Source organism: Mesorhizobium sp. M0751 (genome assembly GCF_040320265.1).
In the GTDB taxonomy this organism is placed as follows: Bacteria; Pseudomonadota; Alphaproteobacteria; order Rhizobiales; family Rhizobiaceae; genus Mesorhizobium.
Genome location: NZ_JAMYPH010000015.1, coordinates 39,097 through 55,564 on the forward strand (window position 1 = coordinate 39,097; position 16,468 = coordinate 55,564).

The 16,468-nt window shown below is 63.7% G+C and carries 16 protein-coding genes; 6 read left to right on the forward strand and 10 right to left on the reverse strand.

Going from position 1 to position 16,468, the window contains the following annotated elements; genetic code table 11:
• Nucleotides 1-220 precede the first annotated feature (220 nt).
• The 7 genes from lpxK to epmA all read right to left on the reverse strand — a co-directional run bounded on the left by lpxK (nt 221) and on the right by epmA (nt 7,020).
• Entirely contained in the window at nt 221-1,249 is a 1,029-nt protein-coding gene (lpxK, locus tag NKI19_RS21940) for a tetraacyldisaccharide 4'-kinase (protein ID WP_352490354.1), read from the reverse strand.
• Nucleotide 1,250: 1 nt separating this feature from the next.
• A complete protein-coding gene (gene waaA / locus NKI19_RS21945; RefSeq protein ID WP_352490169.1) occupies nt 1,251-2,567 on the reverse strand; it encodes a lipid IV(A) 3-deoxy-D-manno-octulosonic acid transferase in 1,317 nt (438 codons plus the stop codon).
• A complete protein-coding gene (locus NKI19_RS21950; protein WP_352490171.1) occupies nt 2,564-3,343 on the reverse strand; it encodes a lysophospholipid acyltransferase family protein in 780 nt (259 codons plus the stop codon). The genes waaA and NKI19_RS21950 overlap by 4 nt, the downstream gene beginning before the upstream one ends.
• A gap of 5 nt (nt 3,344-3,348) precedes the next feature.
• Nucleotides 3,349-3,594, reverse strand: a complete 246-nt coding sequence (locus NKI19_RS21955) for a DUF4170 domain-containing protein (protein WP_023674378.1) — start codon at nt 3,592-3,594, stop codon at nt 3,349-3,351.
• 74 nt (nt 3,595-3,668) lie between these two features.
• Entirely contained in the window at nt 3,669-4,475 is an 807-nt protein-coding gene (locus NKI19_RS21960) for a 3'(2'),5'-bisphosphate nucleotidase CysQ (protein ID WP_352490172.1), read from the reverse strand.
• Nucleotides 4,462-5,805 (reverse strand): TldD/PmbA family protein, encoded by a 1,344-nt coding sequence (locus NKI19_RS21965; RefSeq protein ID WP_352490174.1) that lies wholly within the window; start codon nt 5,803-5,805, stop codon nt 4,462-4,464. The genes NKI19_RS21960 and NKI19_RS21965 overlap by 14 nt, the downstream gene beginning before the upstream one ends.
• Before the next feature lie 168 nt (nt 5,806-5,973).
• Nucleotides 5,974-7,020 (reverse strand): EF-P lysine aminoacylase EpmA, encoded by a 1,047-nt coding sequence (epmA, locus tag NKI19_RS21970; protein WP_352490176.1) that lies wholly within the window; start codon nt 7,018-7,020, stop codon nt 5,974-5,976.
• A gap of 114 nt (nt 7,021-7,134) precedes the next feature.
• Between epmA and efp the strand changes: the two genes are divergently transcribed.
• A complete protein-coding gene (gene efp, locus NKI19_RS21975; protein WP_023674374.1) occupies nt 7,135-7,701 on the forward strand; it encodes an elongation factor P in 567 nt (188 codons plus the stop codon).
• Between the two features lie 131 nt (nt 7,702-7,832).
• Here the strand turns inward: efp and NKI19_RS21980 are convergent, their stop codons facing one another.
• Entirely contained in the window at nt 7,833-8,840 is a 1,008-nt protein-coding gene (locus tag NKI19_RS21980; protein ID WP_352490177.1) for an AraC family transcriptional regulator, read from the reverse strand.
• A 225-nt stretch (nt 8,841-9,065) separates the two neighbouring features.
• Here NKI19_RS21980 and NKI19_RS21985 point away from each other — a divergent pair, with 225 nt between their 5' ends.
• The 5 genes from NKI19_RS21985 (at nt 9,066) to NKI19_RS22005 (ending at nt 14,499) form a co-directional block, all read left to right on the forward strand.
• A complete protein-coding gene (locus NKI19_RS21985; RefSeq protein WP_352490178.1) occupies nt 9,066-10,259 on the forward strand; it encodes a sulfite oxidase in 1,194 nt (397 codons plus the stop codon).
• Between the two features lie 299 nt (nt 10,260-10,558).
• Nucleotides 10,559-11,941, forward strand: coding sequence for an FAD-binding oxidoreductase (locus NKI19_RS21990; protein WP_352490180.1), 1,383 nt, complete (start codon nt 10,559-10,561; stop codon nt 11,939-11,941).
• A gap of 417 nt (nt 11,942-12,358) precedes the next feature.
• Nucleotides 12,359-13,399 (forward strand): glycosyltransferase family 2 protein, encoded by a 1,041-nt coding sequence (locus tag NKI19_RS21995; RefSeq protein ID WP_352490182.1) that lies wholly within the window; start codon nt 12,359-12,361, stop codon nt 13,397-13,399.
• On the forward strand, nt 13,374-14,066 hold the full coding sequence (locus tag NKI19_RS22000) for a class I SAM-dependent methyltransferase (RefSeq protein WP_352490184.1): 693 nt from the start codon (nt 13,374-13,376) through the stop codon (nt 14,064-14,066). The genes NKI19_RS21995 and NKI19_RS22000 overlap by 26 nt, the downstream gene beginning before the upstream one ends.
• Nucleotides 14,044-14,499, forward strand: a complete 456-nt coding sequence (locus tag NKI19_RS22005; protein WP_352490185.1) for a GtrA family protein — start codon at nt 14,044-14,046, stop codon at nt 14,497-14,499. Before NKI19_RS22000 ends, NKI19_RS22005 begins: the two co-directional genes overlap by 23 nt.
• On the opposite strand, the gene NKI19_RS22010 is transcribed toward NKI19_RS22005, so the two are convergent.
• Both NKI19_RS22010 and NKI19_RS22015 read right to left on the reverse strand, forming a co-directional pair.
• Complete coding sequence (locus tag NKI19_RS22010; RefSeq protein ID WP_352490186.1) at nt 14,496-15,128, reverse strand: hypothetical protein; 633 nt, start codon at nt 15,126-15,128, stop codon at nt 14,496-14,498. The two genes, NKI19_RS22005 and NKI19_RS22010, sit on opposite strands and share 4 nt — an antisense overlap.
• The gene (locus tag NKI19_RS22015) at nt 15,115-16,278 is read right to left on the reverse strand and encodes a putative hexosyltransferase (protein WP_352490187.1); all 1,164 of its coding nucleotides are present in this window, start codon (nt 16,276-16,278) and stop codon (nt 15,115-15,117) included. The genes NKI19_RS22010 and NKI19_RS22015 overlap by 14 nt, the downstream gene beginning before the upstream one ends.
• Nucleotides 16,279-16,468 lie beyond the last annotated feature (190 nt).

A 16,468-nucleotide genomic window follows, 5' to 3' on the forward strand; every position in this document is an offset into this window, starting at 1 on the left:
CCGTTGCGACGCTTCGCTCCCGCCCCTGCCTCGGCGTCAGGCCGGCAACACCAAAACCTTAGGTTATCCGGAAATAAAAACCCGCCTCGAGGGCGGGTCACCGGTGAATCATCACCATACGCAAATTAGTAGCATAGCTGCCGGCACAAAGCAAGAACAAAATAACGCTCAACCGGCGGAAAGCTGCAAATTCCCCATCGCCTCGGTCTCAAGCTGCTGGTCAGCCTTTAAGCCGGCGCTGCCGCCAGGCATCCAGCGTCTCGTCGATGATGCGTTGCGGCACATGGTCGAGCTCGAAGACGGTGTCGATCTCCAGCACATCGAGCCCGTTGAGGAATTCCGGCGGTGCTGCGCCGTGACGCAGGCGAGCAGCGTCCTTGGCGGTGGTAATGAGGCCAAGCCCGGCTTTACGTGCTGTCGCCGCCAATTCGGCAAGCTCGTCCGCACTGTAGAAATGATGGTCAGGGAACGGTCTGGTCAGCGCAAGCTCGCCTCCGGCCTCGCTCACGGTGTCGAAAAACTTGTCGGGATGGCCGATGCCGGCGAACGCCAGGAACCGCCTGCCAGCCAGCGTCACCTTGCTGCTCGGGGCAGTGTGCGCCTCGAAGATCGGCCTGCCGGCGCGCGCTGCCTGGCGCACGACCGTGTCGGCTGCGGTGCCCTCGCCCATCTTCAGCAAGGCGCTGGTGAAGACCAGTTGGTCGACGATCTTTGCCCGCAGCGGCCCGCCGGGGATGACGCGGCCATTGCCGATGCCATGGCGCGCGTCGACGACGACCAGCGCATAGTCGATGTGGATGCGCGCGCTCTGAAAACCGTCATCCATGATCAGGAAATCGCAGCCGAGCTTCTCCAGCAGAAGCCTGGCGCCGGCGGCCCGGTTCGGCGTCACCGCGACCGGCGCGTGCTCGGCCAGAAGCAGCGGCTCGTCGCCGACGTGCTTGGCGGCATCGTGGTGCGGATCGACGATATGCGGCTGCGCGAAGGAGCCACCATGGCCGCGCGACAGGAAACCCGGATTGAGCTGCATACGCCGGGCCTGCTCGGCCAGCGCGATCGCCACCGGCGTCTTGCCGGTACCGCCGACGGTGAAGTTGCCGACGCAGAGCACCGGCGCCTCGACTTTTTCGCGCGGCGCGTGCCGCATGCGGCGACCGGCGACAAGCGCGTAGACGGCGGAAAGCGGCGACAGCGCCGTGACCCGCCAGTCCGGCTCTTCCCACCAGAAGGGTGGCGCTTCCGAGGTCACGTCAGCGCCCATTCGCGCCCTTCAGGCGCGACTTGACGACCAGCGGCTGGATATAGGGCTCGAGCGACCTGAGCGTATGTGCCAGCGCACCGCGCATCTCGTCGACGGTCGCCGCACCCGCCGCCATCATCTCATGGCGGGCCGCCTCGTTGGTCAAAAGGAAATTGACGGCGCCGGCCAGCATATCGCGGTCGCGCACCAGCTTGGCGCCGCCACTGTCGAGCAGGCGCTGATAAGCCTCGCGAAAATTCTGGACGTTGCGGCCGGCAAGCACCGCCGTCTCCAGCATGGCCGGTTCCAGCGGGTTCTGGCCGCCCTCGGAAGTCAGCGAACGGCCGACAAAGGCGATTTCCGTCAGCCTCAGATAAAGCCCCATCTCGCCGATCGTGTCGCCGAGGAGAATATCGGTATCGGCGGTGATCCTGTCGCCCTTGCTGCGCTGCGCCAGCTTCAGGCCCATGCCGGAAATCTGGGCGGCCAGCTGCCCGGCGCGATCGGGATGGCGCGGCACGATGATGGTCAGAAGCCCGTGGTGGCGCTTGTGCAGCATGGCGTGAACTTCGGCGGCAACCGCCTCTTCGCCGTCATGGGTCGAGGTCGCCGCCCAGGTCGGGCGACCGCCGATCTGGCGTTTCAGCGCCGCCAGTGCCCGCTCGTCGGCCGGCGGCGGCGCGGTGTCGACCTTGAGATTGCCGGATACGGTGACCGGCCGGGCGCCGAGCGAAAGGAAGCGCTCGCCATCGAGATCGGACTGGGCGACGACATGGGCGAGATTTTCGAACAATGCTTCGGCAATGTTGGCGCGCTTCTTCCAGGACTTGAAGGAGCGGTCGGACAGCCTGCCGTTGACCAGAACCTGCGGCACGCGGCGGGCGCCGAGTTCCAGGATGGTCATCGGCCAGATCTCCGATTCGGCGATGATCGCCAGGTCCGGTTGCCAATGGTCGAGGAAGCGGCTGACCGCCGGCTTGAGGTCGAGCGGCACATATTGGTGGATGATGCGGTCGCCCAGCCGTTCTTCGGCGACCTGCGCCGAGGTGACGGTGCCTGTCGTCAGCACGATGTTGACGCCGTAATCGAGAATGCTCTCGACCAGCGGCACGACGGCGATGGTCTCGCCGACGCTGGCTGCATGGATCCAGATCACCGGGCCCTCGGGCCGCTCGCGTCCGGCGACGCCGTAGCGCTCGCGCCGGCGAATGCGGTCCTCCTTGCCTCTGGACGTGCGCCAGGCGACGTAAGTTCCGACCAGCGGGTAGGCAGCGGCCCCGGCGAAGCGGTATGCCGTCAGGAAGGCGCGCGCCCAGCGCATACTCATTTCGAACCGTCCACAAGGCGATAGGCCTCGGCGGTCGCGGCATTGAGCGAGGCCGTGACCTCCTGGCGCTTGCGTTCCATTTCCGCGGCGTCGGCGTTGGCCGGCACGAAGACGGGCGTGCCGACGACGATCGAGGAGCGGCCGAAGGGCAAGTTGATCGTCGTCTTGTCCCAGCTGCCCTCGATCACCTTGCGGCGGCTGGTGGCTATCGCGGCAGGCAGGATCGGCCGGCCGGACAGCCGCGCCAGGAGGACGACACCGAGCCCCGCATCGCGCGGCGTGCCGTGGGGAATATCAGCAATCATGGCGACATTCTTGCCGGTGGCGAGCGACTTTTTGAGGGCGATGAGCGCCTTGGCCCCGCCCTTGTCGAGATGCCTTGCGCTTTCGCGCCCGCCAGAGCCGCGCACCGCCTCGATGCCGAATTTCTCGACCATCAGCGCGTTGAGCTCGGCATCGGCGCTGCGCGACACCATGGCGACCAGCGGCCGTCCCTTGGGATAGTAGGCCGGGGTCAGCAGGTGCTGGCCGTGCCAGAGCGCGATGATGCCAGGCTCGAGCTGCGCATAGGCGCCGCCGGAAAACTTCGCCGATCCTTCGACCAGGCGGTTGGTCACGCGGACAAGGCGGACGAAATACGCAAACAGCGCGGCAAGCGCGTTCTTGACGAATCGCGACTGCGCCAGCGGTTCGCGGATCTTGCGCCAGAACGTCTTCGGCTTGCGACGTCTGACCGCCGGCCGCGGGGCTGATCGCTTGACCGCTTCATGGTTCATCGATGTCAACCGACAGCCTTGTTTTCGGGGTCGAGCAGACGGTGCAGGTGAACGACGAAATAGCGCATATGGGCATTGTCGACGCTGGCTTGTGCCTTGGCCTTCCAGACGGCGTGTGCCGATTGGTAGTCCGGATAGATGCCGACGATGTCCAGCGCGTCGAGATCGCGGAATTCGGTGCCGCCCAGCTTCTTGAGTTCGCCGCCGAACACCAAGTGCAAAAGCTGTTTCTTTCCGTCTTCAGCGGCCATGTCGATCCTTCACATATCGTGAGTTTGGGACAGGTCTAGACCAAAGCCGCCGACTTTGGAACTATTGATAGTGGTCAATTGTCCAGCCCGGCGATGACGCCGGCGAGCACGGCGAGGAGTTCGCCGCTGCCGGCGGCGAGCGGTCCGTGACGGATCACTTCGCCGGCATAGAGCGGCGCGCGGCCGTGCCGATCGAGCAAGGCGCCGCCTGCCTCGCGCAGGATGAGATCGGCCGCGGCGATGTCCCAGTCATGCGCATTGGCCTTGACGAAGGTGGCATCGAGCTGGCCGCCGGCGATCATCGCCAACCGGTAGGCGAGCGAAGGAATATAGGGCACGCGCTTCAGCCGCTTGTGCCATTTCGCCGGCAGCAGGTCGATCATCGGCTTCGGTCCGGCGATTTCGGCCGTTTCCGACGGCGGACGCACGCTGATGCGCTTGCCGTTCAGGAATGCGCCCTCGCCCGGCAGCGCCCAATAGATTTCGCCCTTCGCCGGGCAGTCGAGCACGCCGGCAAGCGTGCGGCCGTTCTCGACCACAGCGACGCTGACGCACCATGTGGGCAGGCCCTCGAGGAAGCCGCGCGTGCCGTCGATCGGATCGACGACGAAGGTGCGGCGCGCGACAAGCCTTACCGGGTCGTCTACGGTTTCCTCCGATAGCCAGCCATAGTCAGGCCGGGCCGCCAGCAAGGTCTCGCGCAGATATTTGTCGGCGGCGTGATCGGCTTCGCTGACCGGCGAGGTGCCGCCCTTCATCCACACTTGCGGATTATTGTTGAAATACTGCATGGCAATGAGCCCCGCCTCGCGGGCGGCGTCGCGCAACAGCTGCAGGTCTTCAGTAGCGCCGGCCGAGACGGCCGGGTCAAGCTCCGGCAAGGGTCATTCCTTCGATCAAAAGCGTGGGCGCGGCGGTGCCGAAATTGCGGTCGAGATCACTCGCCGGAACCATGTTGAGGAACATCGTCTTCAAATTGGAGGCGATGGTCACCTCGGCGACGGGATAGGCCAGCTCGCCGTTTTCGATCCAGAAGCCGGACGCGCCGCGGCTATATTCGCCCGTCACCATGTCGACGCCCTGGCCGAACACTTCGGTGACGTAGAAGCCGGTCTTGAGCGACTTGATCAGCTCTTCCGGCGTATTTTCCCCGGGCTCGATCGCGAGATTTGTCGACGATGGCGAGACCGACGAGCCGCTGCGCGAGCCGCGCCCATTGGTGACGAGTCCGAGTTCCCGAGCCGCCGAGGTCGACAGGAACCAGTGGTTGAGCACGCCCCTGTCGACCATGAACAGTTTCTCGCCCTCGACGCCTTCGCCGTCGAACGGGCGCGAGGCCTGTCCGCGGCGCCGGAGCGGCTCGTCGGTGACGGTGATTGCGGCCGAAGCCACCTTCTTGCCCATCATGTCACGCAGAAAGCTGGTCTTGCGGGCCACCGCGGCGCCATTGATGGCACCGGCGAGATGGCCGGCAATGCCGCGCGCGACGCGCGGATCGAACACCACGTCGACCGGCCCGGTCGCAGCCTTGCGCGCGCCAATGCGGCGGACAGCGCGCTCACCGGCCTTGCGGCCGATGTCTTCCGGCGCGTCGAGATCGGAAAAATGCTGGCGCGAGGAGAATTCGTAGTCGCGCTCCATGCCGGTGCCCTCGCCGGCGATCACGCTGGTCGAGCGCGAAAAACGCGAGGCGACGTAATGGCCGACGAAGCCGTGCGAGGTGGCGAGCACCAGGCCGCCGAGCCCGGCACTGGCGCCGCTGCCGGCCGAATTGGTGACGCCCTTGACGGCAAGCGCCGCCGCTTCGGCGGCAAGCGCTGCCTCCTTCAGCTGGTCCGCCGACACCTGAGTAGCGTCGAACAGATCGAGGTCGCGCGGCTTCTTGACCAGCAAGGCCGGGTCAGCGAGGCCCTGATAGGGATCTTCGGGCGACACCTTGGCCATGGCGACGGCGCGCTCGGCCAGCATCTTGGGGTCGGATGCCGCCGTTGCCGAAACGCTCGCTACCCGCTTGCCGACGAAGACACGCAGCGAGACGTCTTCGCTCTCGGACGCTTCTGTGCCTTCGACCTTGCCGAGCCGCACCGAGACGCCGGTCGAACGGCCGCGCACCGCAACCGCATCGGCGGCATCGGCGCCGGCCCGTTTGGCAGCCTCGACCAGGGCCGCGACGCGGTCGGTCAGTTTCGCTGCGTCGAGCGTATCGGTCATGCGCATAATCCTGCTATTTGCGGCTGGCTGAAGGGCAGCCGCTGCTGCACCATCTATTGTCCCGGTGCAGCTTCTGCAATGGGAGAAGGCGCAACCCGGGTGCATCAAGCGCCCAAACAGGGCCGCAGGCGCTGGGCGAATGAGCGGCGAGCCGAGATCGACAATCCCTCAGGGAGCGGCCACCGGCGTCCAGATCACGTCGTCGATCCTGAGCGCGCCGGTGGCGAGCATCACCAGCCGGTCAAAGCCGAGCGCCGCGCCGCTCGCCTGCGGCATGATGGCGAGCGCGGCGAGGAAATCCTCGTCGATCGGGTAGCGTTCGCCATAGACACGCTGCTTTTCGTCCATTTCGGCGGCAAAACGCCGGCGCTGCTCGGCCGGGTCGGTCAACTCGCCAAAGGCGTTGGCGAGTTCGACGCCGCAGCAGTAGAGCTCGAAGCGCTCGGCGGTGCGCGGATCGTCGGCGCTCGGCCGGGCCAATGCCGCCTCCGAGATTGGATACCCGAAGAGAATTGTGGCGCGCCCCTGCCCCAGCGCCGGCTCGATTTTTTCGACCATCACCCGGCTGAACAGGTCGGCCCAATTGTCGTCGGGCGCGGTCCGCAATCCGGCCTGGGCCAGGGCGGCATGCAACCCCGCGCGGTCGGTGCTGCCGTCGGCTGCAACAGTCGCCAGCAAATCGATGCCGGCATGGCGCATGAAAGCGTCGGCGACGCTCAACCGTTCCAGCGCGGCAAACGGGTCGGCCTCGCGGCCGCGGAAGCTAAAACGCTTCGCTCCGGCCCGTTCGGCCGCCAGCGCGACGAGCTCGGCGCAATCGCGCATCAGGCTCTCATAGGTCTCGCCGACGCGGTACCATTCGAGCATGGTGAACTCCGGATGGTGCAAGGGGCCGCGCTCGCGGTTGCGCCAGACGGCCCCGAGGCTGAAGATGCGCTCCTCGCCGGCGGCAAGCAGCTTCTTGCAGGCGAATTCCGGCGACGTGTGGAGGTAGAGCGGCTGGCGGGTGCCATCCGGCCCGATCGCCTCGGTGGCAAAGGCCGACAGGTGCGCTTCATTGCCGGGCGAGACCTGCAGCGCCGATGTCTCCACCTCGACGAAGTCGCGGCGGGCGAACCAATCGCGCATGCCGGCGGCAATGGCATTGCGCAGGATCAGCCGCGGCCGGCGGTCGGCATGGACATGCGGCGTCCACCACGGCGAGGCGGCGGTCATCGGCTTCAGGGGAATTGCACAGAGGGCTGGCGATTGCGGCCAAGATGCGCTAGGCCGCACGCAACGGCCTCTCCAGCCGATTTGCGCCAACAAATTTTATCAGGATGGAAACCCGTGAAGGTCATCGCCAGCTCCTTACGCAAGGGCAACGTCGTCGAAAAGGACGGCAAGCTTTATGTGATCCTCTTTGCCGAAAACATTCATCCTGGCAAGGGTACGCCGGTCACCCAGCTCGACATGCGGCGTATCTCCGACGGGGTAAAGGTTTCGGAGCGTTACCGCACCACCGAGCAGGTCGAGCGCGCCTATGTCGAGGAGCGCGAGCACACGTTCCTCTACCGCGACGGCGAAGGCTTTCACTTCATGAACCCCGAGACCTACGACCAGGTCGCGGTGCCGGAAAGCGTGGTCGGCGACATGGCGCCTTATCTGGTGGAAGGCATGCCGGTGCAGATCTCGCAGTACAACAACATCGCCATCTCGCTGGTGCTGCCGCAGCGCGCCACCTTCGAGGTGGTCGAGACCGAGCCGGTGACCAAGGGCCAGACGGCATCGTCGTCCTACAAGCCGGCAACGCTGTCCAACGGCGTGCGTACCCTGGTGCCGCCACACATCAGCGCCGGCACCCGCGTGGTGGTGATGACCGCCGATGGCGCCTATGTCGAGCGCGCGAAGGATTGAGGCGCGAAGCCTGACACGCCTCGCCGAAAACGTCGAGGCTGCCGGTCATCGTCTACCGCTTTGTGCCAGGGGCTTTCGAGCATTGGGACGCTGCACGCAGACCGAAGCGTCAACGCCCTGCCAGTTCTTTCCTATTGCACGACGCCAGCGGGCAATCTCTGAGCCTCGAGCAACGCCGACCGTCCCTTTCGCCAGGTGCCAGGTGGAATCCCGACGAACTTTTTGAAGGCGCGATTGAAGGCGGCTTCCGACTCGTAGCCGACCTCGGCACCCGCTTGCGCGATGCTCATTTCAGGCCGTTCAAGCAAGCGTCCTGCCAGTTGCAGACGCCAGCGAGCAAGATAGTGCATGGGCGAGACCTCGACATAGTGGGTAAAGCGGCTCGCAAACGCCGTGCGCGAGAGCCCTACTTCGCGGGCGAGCCGGTCCAATGTCCATTCCTCCCTGGGGCGAGCGTGGATGAGCCGGAGGGCCTCGCCGACATGTGGATCCCGCAGGCCTGACAGCCAGCCGCGCGAATCGTCGGGCAGGGTCTCGAGATGCCGGCGGATGATCTCGACAAACATCAGCTCGCTCAGCTTGGCGAGGATCGTTTCACAGCCCGCCCGCCCACTGCCACCTTCGGCCAGCGCCAGCCGAAAAAGGTCGATAACCCAGCTGCTTCCATCGGCGGGCTTGCGGGCACACAGGATGGCCGGCAATGCGGCCAGCAGAGGATTGAAGGGGCGTGCATCGCAGCCAAGATACCCGCAAATGAACCGGGTCCGCTCGTCTCCGCCGCCACCATGGATCACCGCGAACGGCAGGCTCTCGTCTATCGGCCGATAATACATCGCCATATTGGGTTCGCCTCGCGCCCCGGGCGAGGAGCTCAAGACGTTCGGAACACCACCGGGGAAGACAACGACATCACCGGCGTTTACGAGCACCGGGGGGACGGAATCGTCTGCCAGCGCGGCCCAGCACGAGCCCGACATCACGGCATGAAAAGAAATGATGTGCTCTGCCTCCGGCATGACGGCGGCGGCAATGTCGGCCGTGCCCGGCGACTCGCCAACCCAGGGAGAGCTGGCGTCGACGTCGAAATAGATCGCACCGGTGAGGCGAACGGCTCGGAGCACATCGGAAAGGACATCCATGCACTACACCTCCGGAAACGATCGGCTGCTCCCTTTGACAACGCTTTTTCGGCCAGGCATCTCGAACTATCCGGCAATACAGCCGCCCGAGCAACTACCCATCCGGTCTAATCCTCCCCTGAACGATCGGGCAACAGAAATGGACGATGTGACATTTGCGGGAACAACGGACGGGACTAGCGTTTCATCGACCGGCCGACAGGTCCAATAACGGGGAGGAATACCATGCACGATCAAGACATCACCAAATCCGCAGCAAGCCTGCGGATTCCGCGTCGAGAATTCATCACAAAGGGCAGCGCGGCGCTGGCGGGCCTAGCGGCATTCTTCGCGAGCCAACACGCCTATGCCTTTCCAAGCCGGCCCGGCGAGAAAGTCGTCAAATGGCTCGACCAACTGCCACCGAACCCGGTTCCGGAGGTCATCAAGAATCAGCTCGTTTGGGAGGATCTCGATTCCTGGGTAACGCCCAATGACAAGTTCTTTTCAATCGCGCATTTCAACCGGCCAGTCATCGACGCGAGCACGTGGAAGCTCGAAATCGGCGGCCTGGTCAAAAAGCCGACGACCCTGACGCTTGCCGATATCAAGGCACGGCCGCGCCAGGAAGTCACGTTCACGATCGAATGTTCGGGCAATACCGGCCTTCCGTTTTTCAATGGCGGCATCGGCAATGCGCACTGGGCGGGTACGCCGCTCGCCCCGATCCTAAAGGAGGCCGGCGTCCTCGACAGCGGCATCGAAGTGGTCTTCTGGGCCGCCGACGAAGGCGAGATCAAGCGGACCGACGACGTCAAGTTCAAGCAGAATTTCGCGCGCAGCATGTCGCTCGCCGACGCCATGAACCCAAAGAATATCCTTTGCTACGAGATGAACGGGGCTGCCCTACCGGCCGATAACGGCTTCCCGCTGCGGCTGATAGCGCCGGGCTGGTACGGGGTCGCCAACGTGAAATGGCTCAAGCGCATCGACGTGCGCGACCAGCGCTTCGAGAACCGGTTCATGGGACGCGACTACGTCACGCTCCGCGAGGAAGACCATAACGGCGAGACCGTGTGGGTAGAAACGTCCGTCGGACGGGCGCGCCTCAAATCGGCGCCGGCCCGGGTCACCCATATCGGCAACGATTACCGGATCGTCGGAGCCGCCTGGGGCGCGCCGATCGACCGGGTCGAGGTGAAGATCGACGATGGGCCGTGGATGCCGGCGACCATCGACGGCAGCGACGAGGCGGAATTCGCCTGGAAGATGTGGTCTCTCGACTGGCCTAAACCTTCGCCCGGGGAGCACACCGTGACCTCGCGCGCGATCGACATGGGCGGCAACATCCAGCCGGCGATGAGCGATCCGTGGATCGCCAAGAAACACACATATTGGGAAAGCAATGGCCAAGTGACGCGCCGCGTACGCGTCGACTAAGGATTTGGGCCAAGTGCGGCAGTTGCGTCGGGCATTGCCGACTGAGCGTCAGGAAGTTGCATGAGACCGCCTTGCGACACCGCAGCGGTTTCATGAAACTTGGCGGGAACATTGCGCTCGCAATCGTCCGGGACGGCGGTTGAAGAGCGCAATATGGCCATATGAGCAAGCGCACATATGGCTGATCCTCCCCTGAACGATCGGGCAACAGAAATGGACGAAGTGACATTTGCGCGAACAACGGACGGGACTAGCGTTTGATCGACCGGCCGACAGGTCCAATAACAGGGAGGAATGTCATGCACGATGAAGACATCACCAAATTCGCAGCAAGCCTGCGGGGCGAAGTCATCCGCGCCGGCGACGCCAGCTATGACGAGGCCCGCAAGCTCTACAACGGCATGATCGACAAGCGGCCGCTGATCATCGCCCGCTGTATGGATGTCGCCGACGTGATTACAGCGGTGAATTTCGGCCGCGACAACAATTTGCTGGTTGCGGTACGGGGCGGCGGCCATAACGGACCAGGATTGGGGAGCTGCGACGACGGTCTGGTGATCGACCTGTCGGCGATGAAGGGCGTGCGCGTCGATCCGGACGCCCGTACGGCGCGGGTGGGTCCGGGCTGCACTCAGGGCGACCTCGACCACGCCACCCATGCCTTTGGCCTGGCCGTACCGGCGGGCATCATCTCGACCACCGGGGTCGCCGGACTGACGCTGAGCGGCGGCCATGGCTATCTGACGCGCAAATATGGCCTGACCATCGACAATCTCGTCGAGGCCGATGTCGTGCTTGCCGACGGAAGCTTCGTCACCGCCAGCAAGGAGCGGAACCCCAACCTGTTCTGGGCGCTTCGCGGCGGCGGCGGCAATTTCGGCATCGTCACCAGCTTTGTGTTCCAGCTTCACCGGGTCAGCATGGTCTTTGCGGGGCCGATCGCATGGGATCAGCGCCACGCCCGCACCATCATGCAGCATTATCGCGAGTTCCTGCCGAACGCGCCCGAAGAACTCGGGATCTTTCTCGGGCTCAAGACCATCCTCTCGAGCGCACCGTTCCCGGAAGAGTTTTGGGGAAAGCGGATGTGTCTGCTGATGTGCTGCTATAACGGCCCGGAGGAAAAAGGCAGAGAGGCGCTGGCCCCGCTGCTCGATGCGTTGCCCGCGCCCTGGTTCAACTGGATGGGAACGATGCCCTATCCCGCCGTGCAGAGCATGTTCGATGGGCTCTACCCGAAAGGGATGCAATGGTACTGGCGGGGCGATTTCGTCAAGACGCTGTCCGACGAGGCGATCGACGCTCATCTCGAGCAGGCAGCGAAAACACCGAGCGAGCTATCGCTCATGCATCTCTATCCGATCGACGGTGCGGTCCATCGCGTCGGCAAAGACGAGACACCCTGGAATTACCGTGATGCGACCTGGTCGATGGTCATCGCCGGGATCGACCCGGACCCACAGAAAGCGGGCCCGGTGACGCGCTGGACGAAGGCCTACTGGGAGGCCGTGCATCCATTCGATCTGGGTGGCGCCTACCTGAACTTCATGATGGATGACGAGGGCGATGCAAGAATCAAGGCCGCTTATGGCGATAACTACGAGCGCCTGGCCTCGCTGAAGAAGAAATACGACCCGAACAACCTCTTCCGGGTGAACCAGAACATCCGGCCGGCTGCTTGACGGCGGTCCTCGTCAGGCTGGCAAGTTTTGTATCGTACCGGCCGGCCCAGCTAAGGCTCGGCCGGGACGATAGGTTGCCGGTCCGGACGCTCGCCGGCCTTGCAAGCGCGATACTCGGCCGGGCTCGGCGACCATGTTACATGAGCCATGTCTGACATGCAGCAAGCAGGCAATGCGGTCAAAGGGTTATGCCTCAGCGGCTGCTTCTCTTCAGGCCGATCGCGCCGGCAGCCTACCGATAATTCCACGCTTCGATGCAGACGTCCGACGTCACGGACGACACCCTTCAGACCTCCTCGATGATCGGTACCCCCTTCAGAACTAGCTAAATCAGCAGTTTCTTAACTGCCTTTGGAACTTTGTAGCTTGCGTTCCATTTTCAACCGCATGCGAGAGTCTGTGGTCCAAGGCCCGGGAATGACGGTGAACAGGTCACCGCCGCGCTACTCGCTGGTCCTGCCCATATACAATGAAGAACAGGTGCTGCCTCGGCTGATCGAGCGGATCAGTTCGCTGTTCGGCCGGTTGGACGGCGAAGCCGAGGCCATCTTCGTCGATGACGGCAGCCTCGATGGAAGCGTCGAATACCTTCAAAAGGTGGTCGCTGCCGAGCCGCGCTTTCGACTGATCGAATTTTCTCGCAATTTCGGCCACCAGGTAGCGATTACCGCCGGCATGGACGCCGCTGCGGGCGATGCCGTCATCGTCATGGATGCCGACCTGCAGGACCCGCCGGAAGTCGTTCTCGATCTGGTGGCTAAGTGGAAGGAAGGCTTCGAGATCGTCTATGCCCGCCGGGTCAAGCGCGACGGCGAATCCTGGTTCAAGCGTTTCACGGCAAGTCTTTTCTATCGCCTGCTGGAGAAAATGACGTCGGTCGATATTCCGCGCGACGTCGGTGACTTCCGCCTGGTCGGCCGCAAGGCACTGGAAACGTTCAAGCGTATGCCCGAACATGACCGCTTCGTCAGGGGCATGTTCGGCTGGATGGGCTTCAAGCAGACGGCAGTGCCGTTTGAGCGCCACGCGCGAACCCTGGGCCAGACCAAATACCCGTTCTGGAAAATGATGCACCTTGCGGTTCACGGCATCGTCAGTTTTTCCGAGAAGCCGTTGCGCCTGGCGCTCTGGGGCGGATTGGCCATTTCGGCGCTTGCGGTGGTCTTTGGCGCTTACGCCATCTTTGCCTGGTTTTTTGAAGCCGGCATCATTGCCGGCTGGACATCAACCGTAGTGATCGTGTCGCTCCTGTGCGGCATCAATCTTTTCATGACCGGCGTGGTCGGGCTCTATGTCGGCAGCATCCACGCCGAGGTGAAACGCCGCCCGCTTTATGTGATCGATCGGCTCACCGGCTTCGACGAGGCGATGCGTGCCGGCTCCGGTGAGCGCCGCCGATCGTTTCACAAGCCGAGGAGTGGAGTCCCCGCCAATGGCCGAACTCTTCGACAGCTATAAATCCAACTATGGCGAGGCGGTCGAAGGGTCCATCCGGTTTTCCGGGCTCGGGCACGACTTCTTCCTTGTCGCCAAGGCGGACCTGCTGCGGCGTCTGGTGGTCGAGCGAAAGCTCCGGCAGGGTGGTTCGGCTGTCAGGGCGCTGGATGTCGGCTGCGGCGTCGGTTCGCTCCACCCCTACCTCGACGGCGCTTTCGACAGCCTCGATGGCTGCGACGTCTCGCAAGAATCGATTTCGCGCGCCGGCCAGGACAATCCAGGTGTGACCTACAGGGCCTGCACCACGCCGAACCTGCCCTACGAGGATGGCGCGTTCGATCTGGCTTTCGCCAGTTGCGTCGTCCATCACGTTCCGCCCTCCTCCTGGCTCGATTTCTTTGTGGAAATGCGACGCGTCGTGCGGCCAGGCGGCGTCGCCTGTGTCATCGAGCACAACCCCTACAATCCGATGACGCGTCTAGCGGTGTTCCGGTGCCCGTTCGACCAGGACGCGGTCCTGCTCGGCGCCGCCAAAGCTGCGTATCTCTTTCAGCAGACCGGCTTCAGGGACATCCGATCCGAACATTTCCTGCTGCTGCCGTCGGCAAGGCCCTTTGCCAGAAGAATCGAGCGCGCGCTCGCGTCGCTGCCGCTTGGAGCGCAGTATGCGTGCAGTGCGCATGTCTGAGCGCCGTTCGACCAGCAACGCCGGGCTGAGGCTACTGGCGCGTTTCGGGTCGGTCGGCATTGCTGCAACGATCCTCTATGCCATGATGGCCACCGCTTTGGCAGAATGGAAGCAGTTCGGCTTCTCGCCGGTCGGTGCCTCGCTCGCGGCTTACACGGTAGCCGCCCTGTTTTCTTACCTCGCGCATAAGTTCGTAACCTTCGCGTCGAGCGGATCGCATCGAACGGAAGCTCCGCGTTTTTTCTTGCTGACGGCGACAGGCTTCGCCGTCGCCTACGCGGCGCCGGCGCTTCTGACGGCCAAACTCGGCCTGCCGCCGATCATCGCCGTTTTGGTTACATGCTTGCTTGTCCCAGCGGTCAATCTTCTCATGCTCGACCGCTGGGTTTTTCAGCAGCGAAGACGCAGCCAGCAGCGTGATCGCCCGCCCTAACCCGCCTCACTGGGATCGAGCCGTAACGACAGCAATTTGATGGAGCGTTTGTAGATGTTGCTGGCGGCCGGAGTCTGCGGAATGCCGTCGAGGTAGTCGAAAGCGATGTCGAGTGTCTTGGCATCGGCGAGAGCCGCTGGTGGGATGACGAACGACACCGTTCGCGGCTCTTTACCGGACAGCGTCACCGCATGCGCCCGAACGCCATTCACCGAAATCATAACCCGCTGCGTGACCTGCGGCGGGCGAATGACGGCGGCCATTTGCAGCGTGGCCGTCAGGCTGTCGCGCAGCGACGGTATCTTCAGGCGAAGCCGCGAGGTCTCGCCCAGCGAATGGGTGCCGTCGGCAACCGGCCCCGACCAGCCGCAGACCATCATGCCGGCTGTCTTTTTGGCTCCGTCGGACCGGAACGATACCGTCTCGCCAAGTGTGTAGCTGCCGACCGCATCGCGATTGAGACAGGTCGTTGTCCGATCAATGTAGTAGGCGCGGTAATCGGCGTTGACGTTCGGATTGAGAGCAAGCGTAAGGATGACGATCTCGGACCCGGCCAGAACCGCCGCGAGCGCGTAACCGCCGAACGAGGCGGAGCGCCGATATGGGCTCGCAATGTCAGACCAGGGCAAGATAGCCCCCGATCCATGCCACAGTCATGAAATAACAGGCGCCCAGGAAGAGAACCAGAGCCGCAAGAAAAGTCAGCTTCGACGCCGACAACAGCATGGCCAGCAACATTGTCAGAGGTGCAAGCCCAACGACGTATCTGACCATCGAGGCCAGGTTCGTGACCAGCGGCAGGATGATGCAGCAGGCGCAGAACAATGCAGCGCCATATTGCCTGCGAACCGCCAGAACCGCGGATAGTGCCAGTCCTATGAGTGCGGTGAGCGCGCTCCATTGCGGCGCCGTAGGCAGCCATCCAGCCGCCGGAACGGCCGAGAGTCCGTCCCATATGAAGGCGAGCGGATTGCCGGGCACCCGTCCAAACGCGCGCTGCACGTGCAGGAAGGCAAAGCCGTCGCCAACCGTCAGATAGAGGAACAGGATGTAGGCGAACAGACCGGCCGGCGAGATGAGAATTGCGACGAGCAGGTCCGGTCGGCCAAGCAGCCAACGCGGGAACGACAGCGCCGACCCGCCCTTGGCGCGGTAATCCTTGAACATCTGAATGACGGTCGCGAATACAACAAGCACCCCGACGAGCCTGGTTGCCGACAGGAGAGCCGACGACAGCCCCGCGGCCAGGTAGCTGGAGCGTTTGAGCGCCAGAAAAACGCACGACGTCAGCAGCACGAAAAGAGGTTCGGTCAGGAAAGTCGTGAAGTGATAGGAGAACGGGCCGCTGAGCAGAAAGGCGCAATACAGCACATAGGCGCGCATGTTCTTCTCGAGCAGCGGCCACGCCACCAGGCAGGCGGCATAGCTGCACGCAATCGATGTGATCGATGCGACCAGAATGGTCGGGAAAGGGAAAACAGACCGGATGGCCGCCACCAGCATCGGATAGAGCGGGAAGAAGCCCCAGCGTCCGACATTGCTCTGGCCTGGAATGGGAAAGCTTTCATAGCCGTGTTCGGAAATGCCGACATACCACGCGCAATCCCAGCGGCAGAGCGCCTGGGTATAGGCCGCGAAGCCGGGTTCTGCCGAAACCGAAGCAAATGCGGCATAGCGGATGGCCAGTCCACTGACGACGAACGCCAACGGCACCGCCACGACGGCTACCGCGATAAAGCGGCGACCGGCGTTCGGACGCGCGACAGCTTCGAGCGCCAAAATCTGCCTCCACCCGTTCAAGTGGCAGGCGCCACTCAAAGCTAGATGACGCGCGCCCCGGCGAATTCAAGGTATGCAACGCGGCTCAAATGGCGATACCGCTATCCGGCGCTTCTGAGCCAGACCAGCATCTCGCCGGGTCGCGGTTGTCCTAGGCGAAATCGACGTTGTGCAGGTCGACGAGATGTCC

Bases quoted from the DNA above. Each gene is read 5' to 3' on its own strand.
- waaA (WP_352490169.1), bottom strand. From the start codon at position 2,567: ATGAGTATGCGCTGGGCGCGCGCCTTCCTGACGGCATACCGCTTCGCC.
- NKI19_RS21950 (WP_352490171.1), bottom strand. From the start codon at position 3,343: ATGAACCATGAAGCGGTCAAGCGATCAGCCCCGCGGCCGGCGGTCAGA.
- NKI19_RS21955 (WP_023674378.1), bottom strand. From the start codon at position 3,594: ATGGCCGCTGAAGACGGAAAGAAACAGCTTTTGCACTTGGTGTTCGGC.
- NKI19_RS21965 (WP_352490174.1), bottom strand. From the start codon at position 5,805: ATGACCGATACGCTCGACGCAGCGAAACTGACCGACCGCGTCGCGGCC.
- epmA (WP_352490176.1), bottom strand. From the start codon at position 7,020: ATGACCGCCGCCTCGCCGTGGTGGACGCCGCATGTCCATGCCGACCGC.
- NKI19_RS21980 (WP_352490177.1), bottom strand. From the start codon at position 8,840: ATGGATGTCCTTTCCGATGTGCTCCGAGCCGTTCGCCTCACCGGTGCG.
- NKI19_RS21985 (WP_352490178.1), top strand. From the start codon at position 9,066: ATGCACGATCAAGACATCACCAAATCCGCAGCAAGCCTGCGGATTCCG.
- NKI19_RS21990 (WP_352490180.1), top strand. From the start codon at position 10,559: ATGCACGATGAAGACATCACCAAATTCGCAGCAAGCCTGCGGGGCGAA.
- NKI19_RS21995 (WP_352490182.1), top strand. From the start codon at position 12,359: ATGACGGTGAACAGGTCACCGCCGCGCTACTCGCTGGTCCTGCCCATA.
- NKI19_RS22000 (WP_352490184.1), top strand. From the start codon at position 13,374: ATGGCCGAACTCTTCGACAGCTATAAATCCAACTATGGCGAGGCGGTC.
- NKI19_RS22005 (WP_352490185.1), top strand. From the start codon at position 14,044: ATGCGTGCAGTGCGCATGTCTGAGCGCCGTTCGACCAGCAACGCCGGG.